Here is a 24,414-nt window from a genome sequence, read left to right as displayed (position 1 = left end):
GGGGTCGTTCCGCCCCCGTCGCCGCTCCGCCGCCGCGGGGCCACCGCACCGAGGGAGGTCGGCCGCGACCATGCACGTCACGCACCTGTCGTTGGTCGACTTCCGTTCGTACGCCGGGGTCGAGGTTCCGCTCGACCCCGGCGTCACCGCGTTCGTGGGCCCCAACGGGCAGGGCAAGACCAATCTGGTCGAAGCGGTCGGCTACCTCGCCACCCTCGGCAGCCACCGGGTCGCCTCGGACGCCCCGCTGGTGCGGATGGGCGCCGAACGGGCGGTGGTCCGGGCCGCGGTCCGGCAGGGCGATCGGCAGCAGCTCGTCGAACTGGAGATCAACCCCGGCCGGGCCAACCGCGCCCGCGTCAACCGCTCCTCGCAGGTCAGGCCCCGCGACGTGCTGGGCATCGTGCGCACGGTGCTGTTCGCGCCGGAGGACCTCGCGCTGGTGAAGGGCGACCCGGGCGAGCGCCGGCGCTTCCTCGACGAACTGGTCACCGCGCGCGTCCCGCGGATGGCCGGTGTGCGTGCGGACTACGAACGCGTCCTCAAGCAGCGCAACACCCTGCTGAAGTCGGCGGCGCTCGCCCGCCGGCACGGCGGGCGCGGCGCGGACCTGTCGACCCTGGACGTGTGGGACCAGCACCTCGCCCGGGCCGGTGCCGAACTCCTCGCCCAGCGGACGGACCTGGTCGCCGCCCTCGAACCGCTGGCCGACAAGGCCCACGAACAGCTCGCCCCCGACGGCGGGCCCCTCGCGCTGGAGTACAAGTGCTCCGCGCCGGGGCCGGCGGCCGGCCGGGAGGAGCTGTACGGGCAACTCCTGGACGCGCTGGGCGAGGCCCGCAAGCAGGAGGTGGAGCGCGGCGTCACCCTGGTCGGGCCGCACCGCGACGACCTGGTGCTGAGGCTGGGCCGGCTGCCCGCGAAGGGGTACGCCAGCCACGGCGAGTCCTGGTCGTTCGCGCTGGCCCTGCGGCTCGCCTCGTACGAGCTGCTGCGCGCCGAGGGCAACGAGCCGGTACTGGTGCTGGACGACGTCTTCGCGGAACTCGACGCGCGACGTCGGGAGCGCCTCGCCGACCTGGTGGCCCCGGGCGAACAGGTCCTGGTGACGGCGGCGGTGGAGGAGGACGTGCCCGGGGTGCTCACCGGCGCCCGGTACGCGGTGGCCGGGGGCGGGGTGGAGCGACGGTGAACGGCTTCGGCGACCTTCCCGGGTCCGGAGCGCCGGGCTTCGGCGCTCCCGCGGCCCCCGCCGGCGGGCCGAGCGGGGTGGACCTCGCCCGGGTGGCGCTGCGGGCGGCGAAGGAGCAGGCGCGGGCCCGCGGGGACGCCACGGCCCAGCGGCGGCAGGCGCGGCGGGGCGGGCTGCGCTCCGGTGCGCGGGGGGACGGGCGGGACCCGATGGCGCTCGGTGCGGCCATCAACCGGCTCATCACCGAGCGGGGCTGGGAGGCTCCGGCGGCGGTCGGCGGGGTGATGGGGCGCTGGCCCCAGCTCGTCGGGGAGGACCTCGCCAAGCACTGCGTTCCGCAGCGGTACGACGAGGAGGCGCGGGTGCTGGTGGTGCAGTGCGACTCCACCGCATGGGCGACCCAGCTGCGGTTGCTGACCCCGCAGGTGCTGGCCCGGCTCAACGAGGACCTGGGCCACGGCACGGTGAAGTTGATCAAGGTGGTGGGCCCGGGGGGCCCGGGTCACCGCTACGGTCCGTTGCGGGCGCCGGGCAGCAGCGGGCCCGGGGACACCTACGGCTGAGCCGCGGCGGCCCGTCCCGTGCCGCAGCCGTCCGGTCGGGCCGCCGCGACGTCTTCGTTTCCGCAGGTGAAGGGTGCTTTCCTGGGCCGCTGCGGCCCGTTCGGACCCGCGGTGTGCCGGATTCGCCGGCGCCGGTCGGGTCCGGGGCGGGGCGGCTGTCGCGGACGGTTGCTGGTGGTTGACGGGCCGAAGCGCTGAGTGCCGCTCTGGACCACTTCAGCCCCGGGGGCGCATATGGGGAGTCAGAAGAGACCGGTTCAGGGCGGCACATGCGGACTCAGGCACCTGCAAAGCCCCATCACTGTCAGCGCTACCGGTAGACTGGAGGACAATCCCGCCCCACTCGTGGGACACACACCGAGCAACGCTGATACAGGCTTACCAACGCAACACGCCGCAGCCGCTCCGGCCATTGCCGGGAGCCTGGCTTGTGCTGTGCCAGAAAGGGCGCTTCGTGGCCGATTCCGGCAACCCCAACGAGACCATCCCGTCCACCGGAACCGGCGAATCCGCCGGGGCCGCCGGCTCCGCACCGGCCGACCCGGCCGCAGCGGTAGCGCCCGACGCCCCCGCGGCGGACGGCGCGTCGTACGACGCGAGTGCGATCACCGTCCTCGAAGGTCTGGACGCCGTCCGCAAGCGCCCCGGCATGTACATCGGCTCGACCGGTGAGCGGGGTCTGCACCACCTGGTGTACGAGGTGGTCGACAACTCCGTGGACGAGGCGCTGGCCGGGCACGCGGACACCATCGACGTCACGATCCTCGCCGACGGCGGGGTGCGGGTGGTCGACAACGGCCGCGGCATCCCGGTCGGCATCGTGCCCTCCGAGGGCAAGCCGGCCGTCGAGGTCGTGCTGACGGTGCTGCACGCCGGCGGCAAGTTCGGCGGCGGCGGGTACGCGGTCTCCGGCGGTCTGCACGGCGTGGGCGTCTCCGTGGTGAACGCGCTCTCCAGCAAGGTCTCCGTCGAGATCAAGACGGACGGCCACCACTGGACGCAGGACTACAAGACGGGCGTCCCCACCGCGCCGCTGGCACAGGGCGCGGCGACGGAGGAGACGGGCACCTCGGTCACCTTCTGGGCCGACCCGGACGTCTTCGAGACCACCGAGTACTCCTTCGAGACGCTCTCCCGGCGCTTCCAGGAGATGGCCTTCCTCAACAAGGGCCTGACCCTGCGGCTCACCGACGAGCGCGACTCCGCCAAGGCGACCAGCGGGGCGGACACCGGCCAGCCCAGCGACGACACGGACGCCCAGGCGCGCACGGTGACGTACCACTACGAGGGCGGCATCGTCGACTTCGTGAAGTACCTCAACTCCCGCAAGGGCGAGGTGGTCCACCAGACCGTCATCGACCTGGAGGCGGAGGACAAGGACAAGAGCCTCTCCCTCGAAGTCGCCATGCAGTGGAACAGCGGCTACAGCGAGGGCGTGTACTCGTTCGCCAACATCATCCACACCCATGAGGGCGGCACCCACGAGGAGGGCTTCCGGGCGGCCCTGACCTCGCTGATCAACAAGTACGCGCGGGACAAGAAGCTGCTGCGGGAGAAGGACGACAACCTCACCGGCGACGACATCCGCGAGGGCCTGACGGCGATCATCTCGGTCAAGCTCGGCGAGCCGCAGTTCGAGGGCCAGACCAAGACCAAGCTGGGCAACACGGAGGCCAAGACCTTCGTCCAGAAGGCCGTCTACGAGCACCTCAACGACTGGCTGGACCGCAACCCCAACGAGGCCGCGGACATCATCCGCAAGGGCATCCAGGCGGCCACCGCCCGGGTGGCGGCCCGCAAGGCGCGCGACCTGACCCGGCGCAAGGGCCTGCTGGAGACCGCTTCGCTGCCCGGCAAGCTCTCCGACTGCCAGTCCAACGACCCCACCAAGTGCGAGATCTTCATCGTCGAGGGCGACTCCGCCGGCGGCTCGGCCAAGTCCGGCCGGGACCCGATGTACCAGGCCATCCTGCCCATCCGCGGCAAGATCCTGAACGTGGAGAAGGCCCGGATCGACAAGATCCTCCACAACCAGGAGATCCAGGCGCTGATCTCGGCCTTCGGCACCGGGGTCCACGAGGACTTCGACATCGAGAAGCTCCGCTATCACAAGATCATCCTGATGGCGGACGCCGACGTCGACGGCCAGCACATCAACACCCTGCTGCTGACCTTCCTGTTCCGCTTCATGCGTCCGCTGGTCGAGGCCGGGCACGTCTACCTGTCCCGCCCCCCGCTCTACAAGATCAAGTGGGGTCGGGACGACTTCGAGTACGCCTACTCCGACCGGGAGCGGGACGCCCTGATCGACCTGGGCCGGCAGAGCGGCAAGCGGATCAAGGAGGACTCGATCCAGCGCTTCAAGGGCCTCGGCGAGATGAACGCCGAGGAGCTGCGGGTCACCACCATGGACATCGAGCACCGCGTCCTCGGCCAGGTCACCCTGGACGACGCCGCCCAGGCCGACGACCTCTTCTCCGTCCTGATGGGCGAGGACGTCGAGGCCCGCCGCCAGTTCATCCAGCGCAACGCCAAGGACGTCCGCTTCCTCGACATCTGAGTCGGTCTCCGTCCGACCGCACAGAAAGGACCCGCACCAGCAATGACCGACCAGAACCCCGCAGGCGCTCCCGACACCGAGGGCACCACGGTGCGCATCGAGCCCGTCGGGCTCGAAACGGAGATGCAGCGCTCGTACCTCGACTACGCGATGTCCGTCATCGTGTCGCGCGCGCTGCCGGACGTCCGCGACGGCCTCAAGCCCGTGCACCGCCGCGTGCTGTACGCCATGTACGACGGCGGCTACCGGCCCGAGAAGGGCTTCTACAAGTGCGCCCGCGTCGTCGGCGACGTCATGGGCAACTACCACCCGCACGGCGACTCCTCGATCTACGACGCGCTGGTCCGCCTCGCGCAGCCGTGGTCGATGCGGATGCCGCTGGTGGACTCCAACGGCAACTTCGGCTCCCCGGGCAACGACCCGGCCGCCGCCATGCGCTACACCGAGTGCAAGCTGGCGCCGCTGTCCATGGAGATGGTCCGGGACATCGACGAGGAGACCGTCGACTTCACGGACAACTACGACGGCCGCTCCCAGGAGCCGACCGTCCTGCCGGCCCGCTTCCCCAACCTGTTGATCAACGGTGCCGCCGGCATCGCGGTCGGCATGGCCACCAACATCCCGCCGCACAACCTGCGCGAGGTCGCCTCCGGCGCCCAGTGGTGCCTGGAGCACCCGGAGGCCAGCCACGAGGAACTGCTGGACGCGCTGATCGAGCGCATCAAGGGCCCGGACTTCCCGACCGGCGCCCTGGTGGTCGGCCGCAAGGGCATCGAGGAGGCGTACCGCACCGGTCGCGGCTCCATCACCATGCGCGCGGTGGTCGAGGTCGAGGAGATCCAGAACCGCCAGTGCCTGGTGGTCACCGAGCTGCCCTACCAGGTCAACCCGGACAACCTCGCCCAGAAGATCGCCGACCTGGTCAAGGACGGCAGGATCGGCGGGATCGCGGACGTCCGCGACGAGACCAGCTCCCGCACCGGACAGCGCCTGGTCATCGTGCTCAAGCGGGACGCGGTCGCCAAGGTCGTCCTCAACAACCTCTACAAGCACACCGACCTCCAGGCCAACTTCGGCGCCAACATGCTGGCCCTGGTCGACGGGGTGCCGCGCACCCTCTCGCTGGACGCGTTCATCCGCCACTGGGTGAACCACCAGGTCGAGGTCGTCGTCCGGCGCACCCGCTTCCGGCTGCGCAAGGCCGAGGAGCGCGCCCACATCCTGCGCGGCCTGCTGAAGGCCCTGGACGCCATCGACGAGGTCATCGCCCTCATCCGGCGCAGCGACACCGTGGACGTGGCGCGCTCGGGCCTGATGGGGCTGCTGGAGATCGACGAGATCCAGGCGAACGCCATCCTGGAGATGCAGCTGCGCCGGCTCGCCGCCCTGGAACGCCAGAAGATCATCCAGGAGCACGACGAGCTCCAGGCGAAGATCACCGAGTACAACGCGATCCTCGCCTCGCCGGTGCGTCAGCGCGGCATCATCAGCGAGGAACTCGCGGCGATCGTCGAGAAGTACGGCGAGGACCGGCGCAGCCAGCTGGTGCCCTTCGACGGTGACATGTCCATCGAGGACCTGATCGCCGAGGAGGACATCGTCGTCACCATCTCCCGCGGTGGCTACGTCAAGCGGACCAAGACCCACGACTACCGCTCCCAGAAGCGGGGCGGCAAGGGCGTGCGCGGGACGAAGCTCAAGGAAGACGACATCGTCGACCACTTCTTCGTCTCGACCACCCACCACTGGCTGCTGTTCTTCACCAACAAGGGGCGGGTCTACCGGGCGAAGGCGTACGAACTCCCGGACGCCGGCCGGGACGCCCGCGGTCAGCACGTCGCCAACCTGCTGGCCTTCCAGCCGGACGAGGCGATCGCCGAGATCCTCGCCGTCCGCGACTACGAGGCGGCGCCCTACCTGGTGCTCGCCACCAAGGCCGGGCTGGTCAAGAAGACCCCGTTGAAGGACTACGACTCGCCCCGCTCCGGCGGCGTCATCGCGATCAACCTGCGCGAGACCGAGGACGGTTCCGACGACGAGCTGATCGGCGCCGAACTGGTCTCCGCCGACGACGACCTGCTGCTCATCAGCAAGAAGGCCCAGTCGATCCGGTTCACCGCGACGGACGAGTCGCTGCGCCCGATGGGGCGGGCCACCTCCGGGGTGAAGGGCATGAGTTTCCGCGAGGGCGACCAACTCCTCTCCATGAACGTCGTCCGGCCCGGTACGTTCGTCTTCACCGCCACCGACGGCGGGTACGCCAAGCGCACCCCCGTCGACGAGTACCGCGTCCAGGGGCGCGGCGGCCTCGGCATCAAGGCCGCCAAGATCGTGGAGGACCGCGGTTCGCTGGTCGGTGCGCTGGTGGTCGAGGAGACGGACGAGATCCTCGCCATCACGCTCGGCGGCGGTGTGATTCGCACGCGAGTCAGCGAGGTCAGGGAGACGGGCCGTGACACCATGGGCGTCCAACTGATCAACCTGGGCAAGCGCGACGCCGTGGTCGGCATCGCGCGCAACGCCGAGGCCGGTCGTGAGGCCGAAGAGGTCGACGGTGAGGACGCCGAGGACGGTGTGGGCACCGGTGCGGCAGCCGAGGTCACGGGCACCAGCGGTGCGGACCGGGGCACGGACGAGGGCACGGTGCCCGCGGCCGAGTAGCGCGAGGAGGGACACGTGAGCGGAGCCACGGGCGCCGGGGCGGCGGGTCGACCGACCCGGTCCGCCGCACCCACCGGCACGCGCGCCGGTGAGGACGGCGCCCGGGGCTCCGCCGCGGGTCCTCCCGCGTCCGACGAAGAATCCCACGTCTCCCAGGGGGGAACTGTGACGGACACCCGAGGTCCCCGGACCCAGCAGCACGAGGGCTACCCGGGAGGGTCCTCCGCGGGAGCCACCACCGCCACCGGCGGCACCGCCGGCGCCGAGGGCCCGCTGCCGGGCGAACGCCCCCAGCAGCCCGCCCAGCCCTACCACCCGCCCCAGGCGTACCAGACGACCCCGGGGGACGCGGTCCGCCGGCCGCGGACCGGTGCGCGCACCACGCCCCGCACCCGCAAGGCGCGGCTGCGGGTCGCCAAGGCCGACCCGTGGTCCGTGATGAAGGTCAGCTTCCTGCTCTCCATCGCCCTCGGGATCTGCACGGTCATCGCCGCGGCCGTGCTGTGGATGGTCATGGACGCGATGGGCGTGTTCTCGACGGTCGGCGGCACGATCTCGGAGGCCACCGGCTCCAACGAGTCGAACGGCTTCGACCTCCAGTCGTTCCTGTCGCTGCCGCGCGTACTGATGTTCACCAGCATCATCGCGGTGATCGACGTGGTGCTCGCCACCGCGCTGGCCACCCTCGGCGCCTTCATCTACAACCTGTCCGCCGGCTTCGTCGGCGGCATCGAGCTGACCCTCGCCGAGGACGAGTAGCCGCGGCGGAGCCGGTGCCCACGGCCCCCGCCCGGGGGCCGACCACCGATTTTGGGACTGGGCGCGTCGTGCGCTAATCTTCAGAGGTCAGCGCAGCGCGCGGAGGGGCTATAGCTCAGTTGGTTAGAGCGCATCCCTGATAAGGATGAGGCCACAGGTTCAAATCCTGTTAGCCCCACAGCGTGAAGGCCCCCGGACCGTCGGTCCGGGGGCCTTCTGCGTACCGCCCCGGCGGGCGACCCGCGCCGGGGCGCCCGCCGCTACCAGGGCGAGGGGAGCGCGTGGACGAAGTCGGACCAGATGTGGTCGAGGTCCTCGATGCCCACCGAGACCCGGACCGTTCCCTCGCCCGCGCCGACCGCGCGCAGGACGGAGCCCTCCGGATGGTGGACCAGGGTCTCCATGCCGCCGAGGGCGGTGCTCGACTGGGCCAGGGTCACCCGGTCGACGAACCGGCGCGCGGCCTCGTGGCCGCCGTCGACCTCGAAGGCGAGCAGTCCGCCGTGGTCCGTCAGCAGCCGGGAGGCCACCCGGTGGCTCGGGTGGTCGGGCAGGCCCGGCCAGTGGACGGCGACCACCGCGGGGTGCGCGGCCAGGCGCAGGGCCAGGGCGCCCGCGTTCTGGCAGTGCTGGCGCATCCGGAGCGACAGGGTGCGCAGGCCGCGCAGGGTGAGCCAGCCGGTGAAGGGGTCGGCCTCCTCGCCCAGGGCGCGGATCCGGCCGCGGACCCGGTGGTGCCGCTGCTCGTCGGCGAAGACGGCCACACCGCCGGTGATGTCGGTGTGGCCGCTGATGTAAGCGGTCGTCAGGTGCAGGACGACGTCCGCCCCGTGGTGCAGCGGTCGGCACAGCACCGGGGAGGCGAAGGTGTTGTCCACCACCGTGGTGAGCCCGGCCCCGCGCGCGAGCGACGTCATGGCGGACAGGTCGCAGACGTCCGCCGACGGGCTGGCGAGGGTCTCCAGGTACAGCAGACGGGTCGTGGGGCGGATCGCCTCGGCGACCTCCCGGGTGCTGCGGCCCGAGACGTAACTGATCCGCACGCCGCGGGTGCGCTCCAGCGCGCGGAACCGCGCCCGGCCGCCGCCGTACGGGGAGCACTGCGCGACGGCGTGGTCGCCCGGGCGCAGGTGACAGGCGAGCACGCCGTCGAGGGCCGCCGCGCCGGTGGTGGTGGCGAGTGCGGCGACGCCGTCCTCCAGGTCGGCCAGGGCGGTCTCCAGCGCCTGGGGGGCGAGCCCGGTGAGGTCGCCCGAATGGACCGCGAGGGAGGCGAGGTTGGCGCCGGTGCGTTCGTGGGAGCAACGGCCGGGGTCGCCGGCTCGGTCGTGGAGCAGCGGAGGAAGGGGCATGTCAAGGATCCTCACCGCGAAGCCCAGGGCACGGCAGGGCCAATCCCGGTATATTGGCTTGCTGATGAAGCCAATCGACGCGAGTCTCCTGGTCTTCCAACTCGGCCGCTGGTCGGCCGGGCGCGGTCCGCTGCACCTGCTGCTCGCCCGGCGGCTGCGTGAACTCATCGACGCCGGCGACCTCCCGCCGGGCACCCGCCTGCCGCCGGAACGGGAGTTGGCGCACCGGCTGGCCGTGGGCCGGGCCACGCTGGTCGCCGCCTACGAGCCGCTCCGTCTGGAGGGGCTGCTCCAACGCCGGCAGGGCAGCGGCACCTGGGTGGCCCCCTCCGCGCTGGCCGACACCCCCGCCCGCTCCCCGGGCACGGTCGGCACCGCCCATCCGATGTTCCTCAACTTCCTCGAACCGCCCGACGGGGTCATCCAGTTGGCCTGCGCCGCCCCCGACGCGCCGCCCGTCGAACTCCTGGACGCCTACCGGGTGGGGCTGGCCCGGCTCGCCGAGCCGGCCCCGGACCTCGGCTACCACCCCGCCGGGCACCCGGCCCTGCGCACCGCACTGGCCCGCCACTACACCGAGCGCGGCACGGCCACCGAACCCGAGCAGATCCTCGTCACCACCGGCGCCCAACAGGCCCTGGCCCTGCTGGTGCGGCTGCTGGTCGCGCCCGGCGACCGGGTCCTGGTCGAGGCACCGACCTACCCCGGTGCCCTGGAACTGCTGCGCGAGGCGGCGGCGGTCGTGGACTGGGTGCCCAGCGGTCCGACGGGCCTGGACGCGGAGGCGTGGTGCCGGGCGGTGGCCGAGCACCGCCCCGCGCTGGCCTACCTGGTGCCGACCTGTCACAACCCGACGGGCACGGTGGTGCCCTCCCTGGTCCGCCGACGCCTGGTCGAAGCGGCCCGCCGCCACGAGGTCCCGCTCGTCGACGACGAGGTGCTCGGCTCGCTCGCCTTCGGCACCACCGCACCGCCCGGGCTCGCCGCCTTCGACACCGACGCCCCGGTCATCACGGTCGGTTCGCTGAGCAAGGTGGCCTGGGGCGGGCTGCGGGTCGGCTGGATACGGGCCGGGGCCCCGCTGGTGTCCCGGCTGGCCCGGCTGAAGGCCCCGCAGGACTTCGGCAGCAACGTCCTCTCCCAACTGGGCGCCGCCGAACTGCTGCACGACCTGGACGGCCTCGCCCGCCGCCGGGCCGGGCAACTCCGCCGGCGCCACGACCACCTGTGCGCCGCGCTGGCCCGCCGGCTGCCCGACTGGGACTTCCGCCCCGTCGAGGGCGGCCAGACCCTGTGGGTGCGGCTGCCCGACGGTGACGCCTCCGCCTTCGCGCAGACCGCGCTGCGGCACGGGGTCGCCGTGCTGCCGGGCGCCTCGCTGCACCCTGCGGGCGGCGACGCGGACCGGCTGCGGCTGCCCTTCCTGCTCGCCGAGGAGGAGTTGGACGAGGCGGTGAGCCGGCTCGCCGCGGCCTGGCGCGGGTACCAGAAGGACGAGCCCGGCCAGGTGGTGATGAACGGGCTCGCCGTGTGACGCCCCGGGGGTGCGGCGGGGACCACGGGGGCCGGCCCCCGCCGCACGTTCAGTCGCCGGCCAGGGCGTCGCAGCCGAGGCCCGGCGGTGCGGCGGCGGCGCCGCGGACGTGGCCGTCGCCGGTGAGGACGTACTTCGCCGTGGTCAACTCGGCGAGCGAGATCGGCCCGCGGGCGTGGACCTTCTGGGTGGAGATGCCGACCTCCGCGCCGAGGCCCATCTCACCGCCGTCGACGTACCGGGTGGAGACGTTGACGGCGACGACGGCGGAGTCGACCAGCGAGGTGAACCGTCGGGCGGCCGGGCGCGAACGGGTGACGATCGACTCCGTGTGCCCGGAGCCGTACCGCCGGATGTGGGCCACCGCGTCGTCCAAGGAGTCCACCACCGCCGCGGAGATGTCCAGCGAGAGGTACTCCGCACCCCAGTCGGCCTCGGTGGCCGGCACCACGGATGGGTCGTAGGCGGCCACCCGGGTGTCCCCGTGCACCGTGACGCCCGCCGCGCGCAGGGCGGCCAGCGCACCGGGCAGGAACGCGTCCGCCACCTCGGCGTGGACCAGGAGGGACTCCGCCGCGTTGCACGTCGAGGGGCGCTGCGCCTTGGCGTCGAGCAGCACCGAGATCGCCGTGCCGGGATCGGCGTCCCGGTCCACGTAGACGTGGCAGTTGCCGACGCCCGTTTCGAGCACGGGAACGGTCGCGCCCGTCACCACGGTCCGGATCAGGTCCGCCCCGCCGCGCGGGATCAGCAGGTCGACCAGGCCCCGGGCGGTCATCAACTCCCGTACCGGTCCGTGGCCGTCGCCGGGCACCTGTTGGACCGCGTCGACCGGGACCGCGGTGCCGGCCAGGGCGCCCCGGACCACCGCGATCAGCGCCGCGTCCGTGGTCCGCGCGACCGAGGAGCCCCGCAGCAGGACGGCGTTGCCGCTCTTGAGGCAGAGCGCCGCGGCGTCCGCGGTGGCGTTCGGGCGGCCCTCGTAGACGAACCCGATCACGCCCAGCGGCACCCGGACCCGTCGCACGTCGAGGCCGTTGGGCAGCACGGCGGAGTGCAGCGTCTCGCCGATCGGGTCGGGCAGTGCGGCCACCTGCCGCACGGTGGCGGCGATCCCCTCCAGCCCGGCCCCGTCCATCAGCAGCCGGTCCAACACGGCCTCGGACCGGCCGGCGGCCCGGGCCGCTTCGACGTCCCGGCGGTTGGCCTCCAGCACGTCGCCGGAGCGGGCGAGCAGCGCATCGGCGACCGCCTCCAGGGCGGCGTCCTTCTCGGCGCGGGAGAGCGCGGCCAGCGGCAGGGCCGCCCGCCGGGCCGTGGCGGCCGTCTCCAGGACCCTGGACCCGCTCATCGGGCGGACTCCGGGCGCGCGGTCCCGCGGGTGCGGTCGGGTGCGGTGGTGCGGATGGCCGGTCCTCGCATGGTTCCTCCTCTTGCCGCCCTTCCGGCGGCGTGGTCGTGCGGTGCGTCGGTCACGGTCGACGGTCCGGTCCGTCGCCGAGGACGGGGAAGCTCCGGTTCACCCCGCGCACGGACTCCAGCGCCCGCAGGTCCCGCACCACCGCGCCGACCGCGGCGTCCGTCGCGGTGCCGGTGGTGACGGAGAGGGTGGCCTCCGCGCCCAGCACGTCCTGGCGGATGGTGACGAGGGAGACGCCCTGGGCGCCGAACGCCGCGGCCACCTCGGCGAGCACCCCGGGCCGGTTGGCCACGAGCATGCTCAGGGAGCGCCGGGCGCCGACCTCGGCCATCGGGACCGGGGGCAGGGCGTCGACGGGCGGCCGGTGGTGGTCGGTGGTGCCCGCCACCCGGTTGCGGCAGACCGCGACCAGGTCGCCGAGGACCGCGCTGGCGGTGGGGGCGCCGCCCGCCCCCTGACCGTGGAACATCAGCTCCCCGGCCGCCTCGGCCTCGACCAGGATGCCGTTGTACGCGCCCCGGACGCCCGCCAACGGGTGCTCCCGGGGCACCAGTACGGGCCGGACGCGCGCGCTGACGCCGGCTTCCGTGCGCTCGCACACCCCGAGCAGTTTGATCACCGCGTTCTCTTCGGCGGCATGGGCGACGTCGGCCGGGGTGACGGCGGAGATCCCCTCGCGGTGGACGTCGTCCAGGGCCAGCCGGGTGCCGAAGGCCAACCGGGCGAGGATCGCCACCTTGGCGGCGGCGTCGTGCCCCTCCACGTCCGCGGTGGGGTCGGCCTCGGCGTACCCCAGGCGCTGCGCCTCGGCGAGCGCGGTGCGGAAGGTGCCCCCGGTCCTGGCCATCCGGTCCAGGACGTAGTTGGTGGTGCCGTTGACGATGCCGACCACCCGGTGCACCCGGTCGCCGACCAGGGACTCCCGCAAGGGGCGCAGCAGGGGCACCGCGCCGGCGACCGCGGCCTCGTAGGCCAGGTCCACGCCGTGCTTCTGGGCGAGTTCGTGGAGTTCGGGGCCGTCCGCGGCGATCAGCGCCTTGTTGGCCGTGACTACCGAGGCGCCCGCCTCCATCCCCGCCACCAGCAGGGACTTCGCCGGCTCGGTGCCGCCCATCAGCTCGACGACCACGTCGATCTCGCCGCCGGACACCAGGCGGGCCGGGTCCGTGGTGAAGGGGGTGCCGTCCGGGCCGTGGGCCCCCGGGCGGGGGCGGCGCACGGCGATGCCGGCGAGTTCCACCGGTGCGCCGATCCGGGCGGCGAGTTCCTCGTGGCGGGCGGTCAGCAGCCGGGCCACTTCGGAACCCACCGAGCCGGAGCCGAGCAGGGCGACGCGCAGCGGGACGGGTTTCATGGGGTCCTCTCCGGGACGGGACGGGACGGGGCGGTTCCGGGGCGTCCGACGGACGCCGGGGGGCTCACGGGGACGCCGTGCGGTCGGCGGGCCGTGCGGCCGGCTCGGCGTCGGGGGCACGGCCCGGGGCGGGGGCCCGTCGGCGGCGGGCGGCGAGGCGGAAGAGCTTGGCGCCGATCACCAGGGCGGCGGGCAGGGCCAGGAAGGCGCCGTAGAACCAGAAGACGACGAGGACCACGGCGAGCGAGACGAGGGCGCCCGCCTGCCCGAGGCGGCTGCCGCGCAGCAGCTTCACGGCGGCGGAGAGCCCGGCGATGTACACGGCGACGAAGCAGGCCGAGGCGGCGGACATGATCGGGTCGAGGCCGATGTCCGCGGCGGCGGCGGCCAGCAGCAGGGCGGCGACCAGGGCGCCGAGCACGGCGAGGCTGCGCCGGGGCGTCTGACCGGCCTGGTGGCCGGGGGCGAGCCAGGAGGGCAGGTCGCCGTCCCGGCCGAGCGCCGCGCCGAGCCGGGATCCGCCGGCGATGTAGGAGTTGGTGGTGGCGAAGGTGAGCAGGACCGCCGCGACCGCGGTGACCGCGCTGGCCCAGTCGCCGATGCCGCGTTCGAGCAGCAGGGTGAGCGGTACCTCGCTCCGCTCCGGGTCCGAGCCGAGCACGGCGACGCTGGTGGAGGCGATGCCGAGGTAGAGCACCGCGACGGTGACGATGGTCAGGGCGGTGACGACGGGCAGTTGGCGGCGCGGGTCGCTGAACTCGCCCGACAGGTGGGAGACGGCCTCCCAGCCCGAGAAGGCGAAGAAGAGCAGGGTGGCGGCGTGCCCCACGGCCAGCCAGCCGTGCGGGGCGAACGGGCTGAGGTTGTCCGCGCGGGCGTCGGGCGCGGCGACGACGATGGCCACCACCAGGAGCGCGGCGAGCACCCCCACCAGCAGGAGTTGGAGGCCGCCGGACAGCCGCAGGCCGAGCCAGTTGCTGGTGAAGGAGCCCAGGAGCAACAGGGCGGCGACGGTCAGCGTCATGCCCTGTCCGCCGCCGAGCGCGTCGGCGACGTAGGCGCCGCCGACGATGGCCGCACTGGTGACGCCGGCCGGGACGGCGAAGTAGAAGAGCCAGCCGACCGGCGCCGAGGCGCCGGGCCCGAACGCCTTCGCCGCGTAGGTGGCGACCCCGCCGCCGTCCGGGTAGCGCATGCCCAGCGCCGCGAACACGCTGGCGACGGGGATGCAGAAGGCGACCAGCAGCGCCCAGGCCACGAGGGAGGCGGGCCCGGCCTCCTCCGCCGCGAGCGCGGGCAGCACCAGGACGCCGCCCCCGAGCACCGCGCCGACGAACAGCGCGGTGCCCTGGGCCACCCCGATGCGGTGACTGGAGTTCATCAGTTCTTCCTTTGCGGCTCGGGTGCCCGGTCAGCGGGGGGCGAGGGTGCGGGAGGGGGGCGTGCGGCTCGGTTCGAGAGCGCGGAGGAACCCCGCCACGGCGTCGAGGAGCGGCGGGACGTCCAGCAGGAAGGCGTCGTGCCCGATGTCGCAGCTCTCCTCCCGTTGGTGCGGTGCGCACAGGCCGCGGGCCGCCAACAGCCGCTGGATCCGTTGGCTGTGGTCGGGGCCGTACAGCCGGTCCCGGGCGAAGCTGAACAGCTGCACCCGCGGTGGGACCTCGGCGGTGGCGAGGGCGTCCGGCGCGGCGAAGGCGTCGAACCGGTCCATGGCGCTCATCAGCAGCAGGTAGCTGTTGGCGTCGAAGCGCTGGACGAACTTGTCGGCCTGGTGTTCCAGGTAGCTCTCCACCGCGAAGTCGCCCTGGACCACGGGGGAGGGGTGGCGGCGGGTGCCCGGGCGGCGGCCCTCGCGGGCGAACTTGCGGTGCAGGGACGCCTCGGAGAGGTACGTGAGGTGGGCGATCATCCGCGCCGTCCCCAGGCCGCACCGCGGGCCGCCGCCCGGTGCGTAGTGGCTGTCGTGGAACTCGGGGTCGTTGCGGATGGCGGCGCGGGCGATCGCGTTCCAGGCCAGGTTGTCCGCGCTCTGCCGGCTGGTGGCGGCGACGATGAAGTAGCCCTCGGCGTCGGTCGGATGGCGCAGCAGCCATTCGAGCGCCTGCATGCCGCCGAACGAGCCGCCGACCACGGCGCGCAGCCGGTGGACGCCGAGGGAGGCGAGCAGCTCGCGGTGGACGGCGACCATGTCGGCGACGTCCACCGGGGCGTGCCGGGTGCCGGCGGGCCAGGAGGCGGTGGTGCCGGCGCAGCCGCCGAGGACGTTGGCGCAGACGACGAAGAGGCGGTCGGTGTCGATCGGGCGGCCGGGGCCGACCAGGGTGTCCCACCATCCGGGCGCGTCCTCGCGGTCGTGTCGGGCCACGTGCGAGTCGCCGGTCAGGACGTGGCAGACGAAGACCGCGTTGTCGCGGGCGGTGTTGAGTTCGCCGTAGGTTTCGTAGGCCACCCGCACCCGTGGCAGGGGTACGCCCGAGGCGAGGAGCAGCGGGTGGTCGGCCGAGAAGAGGTGCCGGTGGGCGACGTACGGGCCGACCGGTGCCGGGCAGTCGATGGTCACGGTGTCCCCCCGTGTCGGTGGTGTGCGTGCGTCAGGCCGCGGTCAGCGCCTGAGCGAGGTCGTGCACCAGGTCGTCGGGGTGTTCCAGGCCGATGGAGAGGCGTACCGAGCCCTGGGTGATGCCGGCGGCCGAGAGGTCGGCCTCGGGGAGCTGGCGGTGCGTGGTGGAGGCGGGGTGGGTGGCCAGTGACCGCACGTCACCGATGTTGCTGACGTGGGAGAAGAGCTTCAGCGCCTCGATGAACCGGGCGCCTGCGGCCCGTCCGCCGGCGAGTTCGACGGTCACCATCGGCCCGGTGCCGTCGTTCAGGTAGCGCGCGACCCGCTTGGCCTCGTCCCCCTCCGCGAGACCGGGGTGCCGCACCAGGGCGACCTTGGGGTGCCCGACCAGGAACTCCGCGATCTTCGCGGCGTTCTCGGAGTGGGCGGCCATGCGCAGGGGCAGGGTCTCGATGCCCTGGAGGATGAGCCAGGCGTTGAACGGGCTCATGCTCATGCCGAAGTCGCGGAGCAGGGTCTCGCGGGCCTTGAAGAGGTAGCTGCTGCGGCCGCGGTGTCGGGCAGCTTGCGGGCCTGTTCGCCCCAGACGACGTCGCCGTACGCGGGGTCCGGCCGGGTCATCAGGGGATGGCGGTCCGATCGGTCCCAGTCGAAGTTCCCGCTGTCCACGACGAGTCCGCCGAGGGCGGCGCCGTGGCCCCCGAGGTATTTGGTGCCCGAGTAGACGGTGACGGCCGCGCCGTGCTCGAACGGGCGGCAGACGAACGGTTGCAGGGTGTTGTCGATGACGAGCGGCACCCCGTGCCGGGCTCCGACGTCGGCCACCTCGGCGATGGGGAAGATCCGTAGCCGGGGGTTGGGCAGGGTCTCGCCGAAGTACAGCCGCGTGCGGTCGTCGGTGGCCCGCCCGAAGTTCTCCGGGTCCTCGGGGCTGACGAAGCGGGTCTGTATGCCGAATCGTTTCAGGGTGGCGCTGAGCAGGCTCCACGAGCCGCCGAACAACTCGTTGGACGCCACGACGTTGTCCCCCGCCGTGACCAGGTTGAGCACCGCCAGCGTCACCGCGGCCTGTCCGGTGGCGGCGCTGAGGGCGGCCACCCCGCCGTCGATCTGTGCCATGCGCTCCTCCAGCACCTGGAGCGTCGGATTCCCCAGCCGGCTGTAGGCGTGACCGTCCTCTTCGAGCCCGAATATCCCGGCGGCCGTCGCCGCGTCCGGGAATTCGTAGGCCGCCGTCATGTGAATGGGCGTGATGAGCGGCGGATTGATCCCCATGCGCATCTCGCGACCGCCCTGGATGACCGCGGATTCGCGCCGTGCGTAACCTCGCGTACCGAACAGCTCTTTTTCATCGTGAGACAGCAAGTGATCCCCCATTGATGAGCAGCATGAACGCGACCCGTCACACCCTAGGAACTTTCCGTAACGCCCTCAATGTGACGATGATCGCCGCCGGGTTGGCCAAAATCGCCTAGCGTATGGGTTCGTCAGCTGGCTAGACGGCCCGGCGGCCGATGCCACCGACGGCGACCACGATCCTCCGGTTGGCATGCGTTTCCCCTGGTGGATGCTGGCTGACAGGAATTCCGGAACAGGTCTCCATGGCCGGGTTCGTCCTCGATCGCAGGGAATTTCCGCTCGTCCGTACGAGGCCGAAAAGGGCCCCGGTGTGGCGATTTCCCGGGGGTGGGTGGCGGTTTTACGATATTCCTTCGGGCCCGCCCCAGTCGGGCGGGGCGCCCGGGCGTTGGTGTTCGATTCGAGTGCGATCCGCGAACGGGAGGGCCGGGGCGGGGCGGCGGGTGAGGGCCTTTCCGATCGGTTCGGCGAACCACCTCTCCACCGATCCGGAACGGAATCGCGGGAATTCCCGGCGGGGAACTCCGTCCGCTGGGCCGATCGTGCACGGATTTCCCCCGACCGGTACGGGAGGGGCGGGGCCGCATGAACTGCTCGGCGAGGGGGCCGGCGCCGGCCCCCTCGCCGAGCAGTTCGTCGGGCCAGGGCAAGGTGTCCCGTCACGGGGGCGGCACCCGCTCGTCGCGGAGCCGCCGCGGCAAGCGCACGGGTCGGTGCGCACGGCCCCCGCCCGTGCGGACCTGCCAGGAAGCGCGTCGGCCTCGCGGTGCTGACCCGCCCGTACGGACGGGCGGGAAGAAAAGCACCCCCTCTGACCGTGCTTCCGCAGGTCAGAGGGGGTGCTGGGAGTGGAGCCTAGGGGAGTCGAACCCCTGACATCTGCCATGCAAAGACAGCGCTCTACCAACTGAGCTAAGGCCCCGTGGGGGAGACGGATCGCCCGGTCGGGCCCATCCGCTCGTGGAACAGGGTACCGGGTCACCCCCGGAATTCCGCAAAAGGTTTGGGGTCCCCGGGAACGACCACTCTCCGTAAGATGCTCGCACGCGCTTCGCGACAGCGAACCGCGGTTCTTGGGGAAGCGATGGGGAGACGCAATGGACGCCGCGCAGCAGGAAGCCACCGCAAGAGCGAGGGAGCTCCAGCGGAACTGGTACGGGGAGCCGTTGGGCGCCCTCTTCCGCAGGCTCATCGAGGACCTCGGTCTGAACCAGGCCCGGCTGGCCGGGGTGCTGGGCCTGTCGGCGCCCATGCTGTCGCAGCTGATGAGCGGGCAACGCGCCAAGATCGGCAACCCGGCGGTCGTGCAGCGCGTCCAACTGCTCCAGGACCTCGCCGCCCAGGTCGCGGACGGCAGCGTCAGCGCGGGCGAGGCCACCGAGCGGATGGACGAGATCAAGAAGTCCCAGGGGGGTTCGGTGCTGAGCACCACCTCGCAGCCCACCCACAGTTCGGGTGCGCCCACCGTCAAGCGCGTCGTCCGCGAGATCCAGTCGCTGCTGCGCTCGGTCTCCGCGGCGGGCGACATCATCGACGCGGCGAACTCCCTGGCACCCACCCACCCCGAGCTGGCGGAGTTCCTCCGGGTCTACGGTGCCGGACGCACCGCGGACGCGGTCGCCCATTACCAGGCACACCAGAGCTGAGCCGCCGCCCGGCCGGCGGCACCACACGGGGAGCGACGAAGGACGATGGGCGAGGTCTTCGCCGGCCGGTACGAACTGGTCGATCCGATCGGACGCGGGGGAGTGGGCGCGGTCTGGCGCGCCTGGGACCACCGGCGGCGCCGGTACGTGGCCGCCAAGGTCCTCCAACAGAGCGACGCCCACACCCTGCTGAGGTTCGTGCGCGAGCAGGCGCTCCGCATCGACCACCCCCATGTGCTGGCCCCCGCCAGTTGGGCCGCCGACGACGACAAGGTCCTGTTCACCATGGACCTCGTCGCCGGCGGCTCCTTGGCCCATCTCATCGGTGACTACGGGCCGTTGCCGCCCCGGCTGGTCTGCACCCTGTTGGACCAGTTGCTCGCCGGGCTCGCGGCCGTGCACGCGGAGGACGTCGTCCACCGGGACATCAAGCCGGCGAACATCCTGCTGGAGCCCACCGGCGCGGGCCGTCCCCATCTGCGGCTGTCCGACTTCGGCATCGCGATGCGCAAGGGCGAGCCGCGGCTCACCGAGACCGACTACGTGGTGGGCACCCCCGGCTACTTCGCCCCCGAGCAACTGCTGGGGGCCGAACCCGACTTCCCCGCCGACCTGTTCGCCGTCGGTCTCGTCGCCCTCTACCTGCTCACGGGCGCCAAACCGGACGCCAAGGCGCTGATCGAGCACTTCACCGAGCACGGCACCCCCTCGGCGCCGCTCGGGGTGGACGAGCCCCTGTGGCAGGTCATCGCGGGGCTGATCCAACCCGATCCGGACGGTCGATTCCGTACCGCGACCGGCGCCCGCAAGGCCCTGGCCTCGGCCGCGGAGATGCTGCCGGAGCCCGGGCCGGACGAGGAAGTGGTGGAGGTGTTCCACCAGATCGCGGAGTTGCCGCCCGGCTTCGGCCCCGAGGGCCCCGAGGCCCGGGCCTCGGGGCTCCCCCGCGTCCCCGACGCCTTCCGCGCCTTCCCGCACGGCCCGAACACCCCCGGCGCCCGCGCGGGGGGCGCCTTCGCCCCGGGTCCGCCCCCGCCGGCGGCCCCCGACCCGCGCACCCCCACCGCGGACGGCTATCCCCTCGCCCCGCCCGGGGCCCCCGCGCAACCGCCCGCAGCGGCGCACCCCCATCCGCCGCTGCCCGTCCACGACCCGTACGTCCCGCCGCCGGCGCACCCGCCGCAGCCCGCGCTGCCGCCCGTTGCCCGGCCGCCGGTCCCGGCGGCGGTCGCCGGGCGGGCCGTGGCGGGGCCGTACGACGGCTATCCCCCGTACTCCCGGCCCGTTCCCGCCGATCCGGTCGGCCTCGCCGAGGCCGACACGGCGGACGGGCAGGGCGGTCGGGCGCTCCGCGGTCCCCGCCCCGGCCCGGCGGACGGCGCCGGCGGGGGGCTTCCCGGGACGGCGGAGCCACCCCGGGGGCACCGCCGTCGCCGGCGGCCCGGGCCGCCGGCGAAGGTCGCCGTGCCGCTGCTCGTGCTGGCGCTGATCTGCTTCGCCGTGGGCCTGTGGGCCCTGCCCCGGGCCTGAGCCGCCGCCCTAGGTCCGGGGTGCGTCGGCGCCCGGGGAACCGCGCCGGGCCACCACCGTCCACACCACCAGCACCAGCACCAGTGCCGTCCCGGTGCCGAACGCCGCGAAGGCCACCGTCCGCATCACGGGTCCCCGGGCGAACGCGGAGGCGGTGGGGCCGTCCGTTCCCGGCTCGGGCCCTTCCTCCTCGGCGGCGGGTCGGAACTCCTCGGCGGGCAGGGGCTGCCCGTCGTACACGGGCACCGGGCCGAAGCCGGCGGGGGCCTCCTTGACGCCGAGGCGCAGCTTCACCCCGATGCGTTCGTCCCCGAACTGCTCGGCCACGGCGGCCCGCAGGTGCACGGCCAGGTAGTACCGTCCGCTGAACCGCATGCCGTTCACCCGGTCGGAACCCGCGAACCGGTTCTCGTACCGCACCGGGGGCAGCGTCCCGAGGGCGGCCACCTTCTGCTTGCCGTCGTAGCTGCTCTGGACCTGGTCGACGGGGCCCCGGGCCGGGTTGAACAGGTCGACGACCAGTGCGGACGGCACGAACCTGCCCAGGCCCCGACCGCCGCCGGGGCCGTCCGGTCCGTCGGGTCCGTCCGGCCCGGCCACCCCGTCGGTGAGCGAACCGAGTTCCACGTGGGCGGAGAGCCGCTCGCCCCAGTCGACGGGCACCCGGTAGTAGAGGGTCTGCCCGGGGCGGATGTGGTCCTGCCAGACGCCGTGGCCCAGCCGGGGGGCGGTCGCGAAGCCGCTGCCACCCGCCCGGGTCGAGGCCGCGCCCGCCACCGGGGCGGGCGAGGGGGACGCCTCGGGCGTCGGGGCCTCGCTCGGGCCTGGCGTGCTGAGCTGCGGTTCCGCGGAGAACCGCAGCTCCAGGTCCCAGGCGGTCCGCGGGGCCTCGCCCTCCTGCTCGACCACCACGTAGTACGGGCCCGCGTTCCGACAACTGCCGGCGCCCGGACCGGTCGTGCGCGCCGCCCAGGCGGTGAGCGGGCGGGGGCTCTCGGAGGAGCCGAAGCGGGCGCGGGCGGACCGACAGGTGATGCCGTCGCCGTTCTCCACCGCGAGGGAGTAGCCGTCCTTGAAGGTGACCTCGGTACCGGGGGCGGGAACGGCCGTCGCGGAGACGTAGGCGTTCTCCGTCGCGCCCAGTTCCAGCCGGAAATAGCGCTTGCCGGCCTTCGGCAGCACGCTCCGGTAGGTCTTGCCGGGTGCCAGGCGCCGGGCCTGGGCGGTCCCTGACGCCCCCTCGACCGAGCGGGCGTCCGGGGTGAACGCGTACGGTTCGGGCCGTTCCCGCGGTGCGCCAGCCGCCGGGCCGGTGGCGGATACCGCCGCGCACAGCACCGTCCCCGCGGCTACCATCCCCCCGAACCCGCGGTACCACCGCTTCGCCAGCCGCGCCCTCACGCGCCCATCCCCTCGTCGGCCGGAGTCATCGCCCGCGGCGGCCGTGCCACCCGTGCGATCCGGCGCCCCGGCCGCCACCCGACCGGAACGCACGAAGGCCCCGGCCGTTCGGTTGGCCAGGGCCTTCGGAGTGAAGGTTGTGGTTGATCACGAACCCGTGGGCACGGAGTCGGTCGCCTCCGTCCACAGGTCCTGCTCGGCGCGATCCGCCTGGATCTGGCGGTACACGAGGAGCCCGCCGATGGCGGCCAGGGCGACCAGGAGAAGCTTCTTCACCGCGCGACCTCGTCTTTCGTTGACGTAGGGGACCTCTGGCGCCCGACTATACACACCGGTCGATACCGATCGGTGACCTACCGGGGAGGTGCGGACCGCCGCCGGGAGGGGCGTCCCGACGCGGGTTCCGCGGAGGGCGGCGCTCCGCTCTTGCCCTACCACATGGTGATGTTCGCCGCATGTGGCGTTTTTTCCGGGCGAATGACTCCATCCGTGTGGTGTTCATCTGACGATCGCGGCGCCACTCCCCGTCGGTCCTTCCCTCTCGGCCCCGCATACACATGATGAGGAAAGTACGCAAATCGCCCAACCCGAAAGTGAGGAATCATGGTCAGCAACAAGCTCGCGGCGCTGTGGACAGCGCTCGTCGCCGCGATCGTCGCGGTGCTCGCCGCCCTGGGGCTCGCCTCCCCCGCCGCCGCCACCCCGGTGGTGCGGACCGAGGCCACCCGCCACCCCGCCCCGACCGTGCGCGAAGCCCGGGTTCCGGCGGCGGCGCCCGGACGACAGCTCAGGTCCCTGCCACCGACGATGAAGCAACGGATCCGGGCCGAGGCGCACGGCTCCTCCCCCAGCTGCCGCGCCTGCACCGCGTCCCAGGACTTCGACGCGGCCCTGACCGAGATGGTCAACGCCGCCCTCGCCGATCCCGGCCTCCGGGCACCCGCACCGCACCGCGGCGCACAGGCCCCGTCCCGTCCGCTGATCCCCGCACAGCTCCCCGCGCCCTCCCCGGACCAGGCTCCCGTGAGCGCCCCGGCCAACGTCCGAGGCAACTCCGGCGCGGTTCCGCTGCCGCGCCCCCACGGCTCCGCCCGCCAAGGCCGCGGAGGCCTCGTCCCGTCGGGCCCCGCCGGTCCGGACGCTCCCGCCGTACCGGGACCGCTCGTTGCCGCCGCTTCCTGAGCACCCGGCGCGAGCCCCGCGCATCCGGTGCTCCCCGTCGCCCTCCCCGTCGTGCGTCCGGCCCCGTGTGAACCCGCCGGTGTCGTGCCCCCCCGACGGCCCCCGCCGTGCGACCCGGACCCCGCGGACCGCTCACGGACTGACCGCTCACGGACCGACCGCCCAGGGACCGACCGCTCACGGATCGACCGCCCACGGACCGGAGCCCGCCCCTAGGACTCCCGGTCGTGCCGGACCGCGCCCCCGCTCTCGCCGCTCCTCATGACGACGACGCCGACCTGCAGCAGCCGCTGACGGATGGACCGGGAACTCGGGACGACGACGATCCCGACACCCCGACGACGAACGGACTGAGTCACCCCGCAGACGCCCGCACGGGACCGCACGCCCCCGCCCAGCGGTGAGCCGCTGTTGCGTTCCCTCCCCCGTGGCGCCGCACGCCCTATGCCTTCCCGTCGGGACGCGACTTTCCGCGTGCCCGGCCGCCCCGGACCCCCGTGACCCCGCCCGCCCCTTCCCCGAACGAAGTCGACCTGGCCCGAAGGGCGCTTTCGACGGACGTGGAGCGTAGGCCCGGCGTTTCACGTGAAACGCCGCGCCCGGGGCTCACTCGCGGTCGGAGTCCGAGGCGGCGTCCGTCTGCGCCTGCTTGGCCTCCACTTCGGGGTCGAGTGCCGAGGGGGAATCCACGTCCGCGGTCTCCGGCACCTCCGTCGCCGCGGGGGGTTCCACCAGCCAGTCCGGGTTGGCCTGGCTGTCCCACCACCTCCAGACCGCGAAGGCGACACCCGCGGTGACGCCCAGCAAGAGGACGCCCTTCCCCACCCGTCGGGCCCGGGAGCGCCGGGTGGACCGTCGGATCAGTCGGTGCACCTCGTCCGCGGATACCTGCCCCCGGAGGGCGGCGAGTGCGGCCACCCCGCGGGAGGCGGCCTCGTCCCGCGCCGGGCCGGCGGCGGCCACCGCGTGCTGGAGCCGGGGCCGGGAGTACTCCGCGGCCTGGCGGGCGGCGACCCGGGCACGTGCAGCGGCCTCGTGCGCCACGTGGTCGACCTTCGGGGGGACATGGGTACGAGCCTGTTCGATGCGGGGCGCCAGATGGGCCACGTACTGGACACGCGCCTGATCGGCTGCCAGTTGGGCCGCGGAAGACACCTTGGGCGCCACTCGCACCCGGGCTGAGTGGGCGTAGTGCACGGCTCGCTCCTTGGCCGTGTCCGCGTAGGGCGCCACCGCTTCCGCGGCGTGCAGCACGCTGTCCTTCGCGGAACCGGTCGCGGCGCGCACGCTGTCGATGCGGGTCACGAGAACCTCCTCCTCGGTGGCGGAAAGCCTGGGGTG

Annotated in this window: 19 protein-coding genes and 2 tRNA genes; 10 read left to right on the top strand and 11 right to left on the bottom strand. The window is 73.2% G+C overall.

Translation table 11 applies throughout. The features are described from left to right. The first annotated feature begins 70 nt into the window (after positions 1-70). The 6 genes from recF to ABT092_RS15310 all read left to right on the top strand — a co-directional run bounded on the left by recF (position 71) and on the right by ABT092_RS15310 (position 7,913). Positions 71-1,192: a DNA replication/repair protein RecF gene (recF, locus tag ABT092_RS15335; RefSeq protein WP_351243872.1), complete on the top strand. Its 1,122-nt coding sequence runs from the start codon at positions 71-73 to the stop codon at positions 1,190-1,192. Beyond that, a complete protein-coding gene (locus ABT092_RS15330; RefSeq protein WP_502968446.1) occupies positions 1,189-1,755 on the top strand; it encodes a DciA family protein in 567 nt (188 codons plus the stop codon). Before recF ends, ABT092_RS15330 begins: the two co-directional genes overlap by 4 nt. 430 nt (positions 1,756-2,185) lie before the next feature. After that, entirely contained in the window at positions 2,186-4,315 is a 2,130-nt protein-coding gene (gene gyrB, locus ABT092_RS15325; RefSeq protein WP_351243870.1) for a DNA topoisomerase (ATP-hydrolyzing) subunit B, read from the top strand. Between the two features lie 42 nt (positions 4,316-4,357). Then, complete coding sequence (gene gyrA, locus ABT092_RS15320; RefSeq protein ID WP_351243868.1) at positions 4,358-6,976, top strand: DNA gyrase subunit A; 2,619 nt, start codon at positions 4,358-4,360, stop codon at positions 6,974-6,976. A 15-nt stretch (positions 6,977-6,991) separates the two neighbouring features. Continuing rightward, a complete protein-coding gene (locus ABT092_RS15315) occupies positions 6,992-7,735 on the top strand; it encodes a DUF3566 domain-containing protein (protein WP_351243866.1) in 744 nt (247 codons plus the stop codon). A gap of 104 nt (positions 7,736-7,839) precedes the next feature. Beyond that, a tRNA-Ile gene (locus ABT092_RS15310) sits at positions 7,840-7,913 on the top strand. Positions 7,914-7,995: 82 nt separating this feature from the next. On the opposite strand, the gene ABT092_RS15305 is transcribed toward ABT092_RS15310, so the two are convergent. Further along, positions 7,996-9,087 (bottom strand): trans-sulfuration enzyme family protein, encoded by a 1,092-nt coding sequence (locus ABT092_RS15305; RefSeq protein ID WP_351243864.1) that lies wholly within the window; start codon positions 9,085-9,087, stop codon positions 7,996-7,998. A 64-nt stretch (positions 9,088-9,151) separates the two neighbouring features. On the opposite strand from ABT092_RS15305, the gene ABT092_RS15300 reads away from it, so the two are divergent. Then, on the top strand, positions 9,152-10,621 hold the full coding sequence (locus ABT092_RS15300) for an aminotransferase-like domain-containing protein (RefSeq protein WP_351243862.1): 1,470 nt from the start codon (positions 9,152-9,154) through the stop codon (positions 10,619-10,621). Between the two features lie 49 nt (positions 10,622-10,670). Here ABT092_RS15300 and ABT092_RS15295 read toward each other — a convergent pair whose 3' ends face one another. From ABT092_RS15295 to ABT092_RS15265, 7 genes are all read right to left on the bottom strand, one after another. Next, positions 10,671-11,972, bottom strand: a complete 1,302-nt coding sequence (locus ABT092_RS15295; RefSeq protein WP_351243860.1) for a glutamate-5-semialdehyde dehydrogenase — start codon at positions 11,970-11,972, stop codon at positions 10,671-10,673. A 121-nt stretch (positions 11,973-12,093) separates the two neighbouring features. Further along, positions 12,094-13,395 (bottom strand): homoserine dehydrogenase, encoded by a 1,302-nt coding sequence (locus ABT092_RS15290; protein ID WP_351243858.1) that lies wholly within the window; start codon positions 13,393-13,395, stop codon positions 12,094-12,096. 64 nt (positions 13,396-13,459) lie between these two features. After that, positions 13,460-14,776, bottom strand: coding sequence for an APC family permease (locus tag ABT092_RS15285; protein ID WP_351243856.1), 1,317 nt, complete (start codon positions 14,774-14,776; stop codon positions 13,460-13,462). A gap of 30 nt (positions 14,777-14,806) precedes the next feature. Further along, the gene (gene metX / locus ABT092_RS15280) at positions 14,807-15,955 is read right to left on the bottom strand and encodes a homoserine O-acetyltransferase MetX (RefSeq protein ID WP_351243854.1); all 1,149 of its coding nucleotides are present in this window, start codon (positions 15,953-15,955) and stop codon (positions 14,807-14,809) included. A gap of 31 nt (positions 15,956-15,986) precedes the next feature. Then, a complete protein-coding gene (locus ABT092_RS15275; RefSeq protein WP_351243852.1) occupies positions 15,987-16,451 on the bottom strand; it encodes a PLP-dependent transferase in 465 nt (154 codons plus the stop codon). Next, the gene (locus ABT092_RS15270; RefSeq protein ID WP_351243850.1) at positions 16,448-17,194 is read right to left on the bottom strand and encodes a PLP-dependent transferase; all 747 of its coding nucleotides are present in this window, start codon (positions 17,192-17,194) and stop codon (positions 16,448-16,450) included. Before ABT092_RS15270 ends, ABT092_RS15275 begins: the two co-directional genes overlap by 4 nt. A gap of 969 nt (positions 17,195-18,163) precedes the next feature. After that, positions 18,164-18,236 (bottom strand) — tRNA-Ala (locus tag ABT092_RS15265). A gap of 175 nt (positions 18,237-18,411) precedes the next feature. Between ABT092_RS15265 and ABT092_RS15260 the strand changes: the two genes are divergently transcribed. Together ABT092_RS15260 and ABT092_RS15255 are read left to right on the top strand one after the other, a co-directional pair. Continuing rightward, a complete protein-coding gene (locus tag ABT092_RS15260) occupies positions 18,412-18,960 on the top strand; it encodes a helix-turn-helix domain-containing protein (protein WP_351243848.1) in 549 nt (182 codons plus the stop codon). A gap of 45 nt (positions 18,961-19,005) precedes the next feature. Beyond that, complete coding sequence (locus ABT092_RS15255; protein WP_351243846.1) at positions 19,006-20,490, top strand: serine/threonine-protein kinase; 1,485 nt, start codon at positions 19,006-19,008, stop codon at positions 20,488-20,490. Between the two features lie 9 nt (positions 20,491-20,499). On the opposite strand, the gene ABT092_RS15250 is transcribed toward ABT092_RS15255, so the two are convergent. Both ABT092_RS15250 and ABT092_RS15245 read right to left on the bottom strand, forming a co-directional pair. Then, complete coding sequence (locus ABT092_RS15250) at positions 20,500-21,846, bottom strand: hypothetical protein (RefSeq protein WP_351243844.1); 1,347 nt, start codon at positions 21,844-21,846, stop codon at positions 20,500-20,502. A gap of 192 nt (positions 21,847-22,038) precedes the next feature. Beyond that, complete coding sequence (locus ABT092_RS15245) at positions 22,039-22,167, bottom strand: DLW-39 family protein (RefSeq protein WP_003999697.1); 129 nt, start codon at positions 22,165-22,167, stop codon at positions 22,039-22,041. Positions 22,168-22,494: 327 nt separating this feature from the next. Here ABT092_RS15245 and ABT092_RS15240 point away from each other — a divergent pair, with 327 nt between their 5' ends. After that, entirely contained in the window at positions 22,495-23,073 is a 579-nt protein-coding gene (locus ABT092_RS15240) for a DUF6344 domain-containing protein (protein ID WP_351243842.1), read from the top strand. 606 nt (positions 23,074-23,679) lie between these two features. On the opposite strand, the gene ABT092_RS15235 is transcribed toward ABT092_RS15240, so the two are convergent. Beyond that, entirely contained in the window at positions 23,680-24,378 is a 699-nt protein-coding gene (locus ABT092_RS15235) for a DUF5324 family protein (protein WP_351243840.1), read from the bottom strand. Between the last annotated feature and the right edge of the window lie 36 nt (positions 24,379-24,414).

Source organism: Streptomyces sp. NPDC002490 (assembly GCF_040296045.1).
Lineage (GTDB): Bacteria > Actinomycetota > Actinomycetes > Streptomycetales > Streptomycetaceae > Streptomyces.
Note: the sequence above shows the minus strand (reverse complement) of the source record. Positions and strands in the feature narration are given on the sequence as shown.

Excerpts from the sequence above, each read along its gene's own strand:
- recF (WP_351243872.1), top strand. The coding sequence starts at position 71 with ATGCACGTCACGCACCTGTCGTTGGTCGACTTCCGTTCGTACGCCGGG.
- gyrA (WP_351243868.1), top strand. The coding sequence starts at position 4,358 with ATGACCGACCAGAACCCCGCAGGCGCTCCCGACACCGAGGGCACCACG.
- ABT092_RS15305 (WP_351243864.1), bottom strand. The coding sequence starts at position 9,087 with ATGCCCCTTCCTCCGCTGCTCCACGACCGAGCCGGCGACCCCGGCCGT.
- ABT092_RS15300 (WP_351243862.1), top strand. The coding sequence starts at position 9,152 with ATGAAGCCAATCGACGCGAGTCTCCTGGTCTTCCAACTCGGCCGCTGG.
- ABT092_RS15295 (WP_351243860.1), bottom strand. The coding sequence starts at position 11,972 with ATGAGCGGGTCCAGGGTCCTGGAGACGGCCGCCACGGCCCGGCGGGCG.
- ABT092_RS15290 (WP_351243858.1), bottom strand. The coding sequence starts at position 13,395 with ATGAAACCCGTCCCGCTGCGCGTCGCCCTGCTCGGCTCCGGCTCGGTG.
- ABT092_RS15285 (WP_351243856.1), bottom strand. The coding sequence starts at position 14,776 with ATGAACTCCAGTCACCGCATCGGGGTGGCCCAGGGCACCGCGCTGTTC.
- ABT092_RS15275 (WP_351243852.1), bottom strand. The coding sequence starts at position 16,451 with ATGAGCATGAGCCCGTTCAACGCCTGGCTCATCCTCCAGGGCATCGAG.
- ABT092_RS15270 (WP_351243850.1), bottom strand. The coding sequence starts at position 17,194 with ATGACGGCGGCCTACGAATTCCCGGACGCGGCGACGGCCGCCGGGATA.
- ABT092_RS15260 (WP_351243848.1), top strand. The coding sequence starts at position 18,412 with ATGGACGCCGCGCAGCAGGAAGCCACCGCAAGAGCGAGGGAGCTCCAG.
- ABT092_RS15255 (WP_351243846.1), top strand. The coding sequence starts at position 19,006 with ATGGGCGAGGTCTTCGCCGGCCGGTACGAACTGGTCGATCCGATCGGA.
- ABT092_RS15250 (WP_351243844.1), bottom strand. The coding sequence starts at position 21,846 with ATGGTAGCCGCGGGGACGGTGCTGTGCGCGGCGGTATCCGCCACCGGC.
- ABT092_RS15240 (WP_351243842.1), top strand. The coding sequence starts at position 22,495 with ATGGTCAGCAACAAGCTCGCGGCGCTGTGGACAGCGCTCGTCGCCGCG.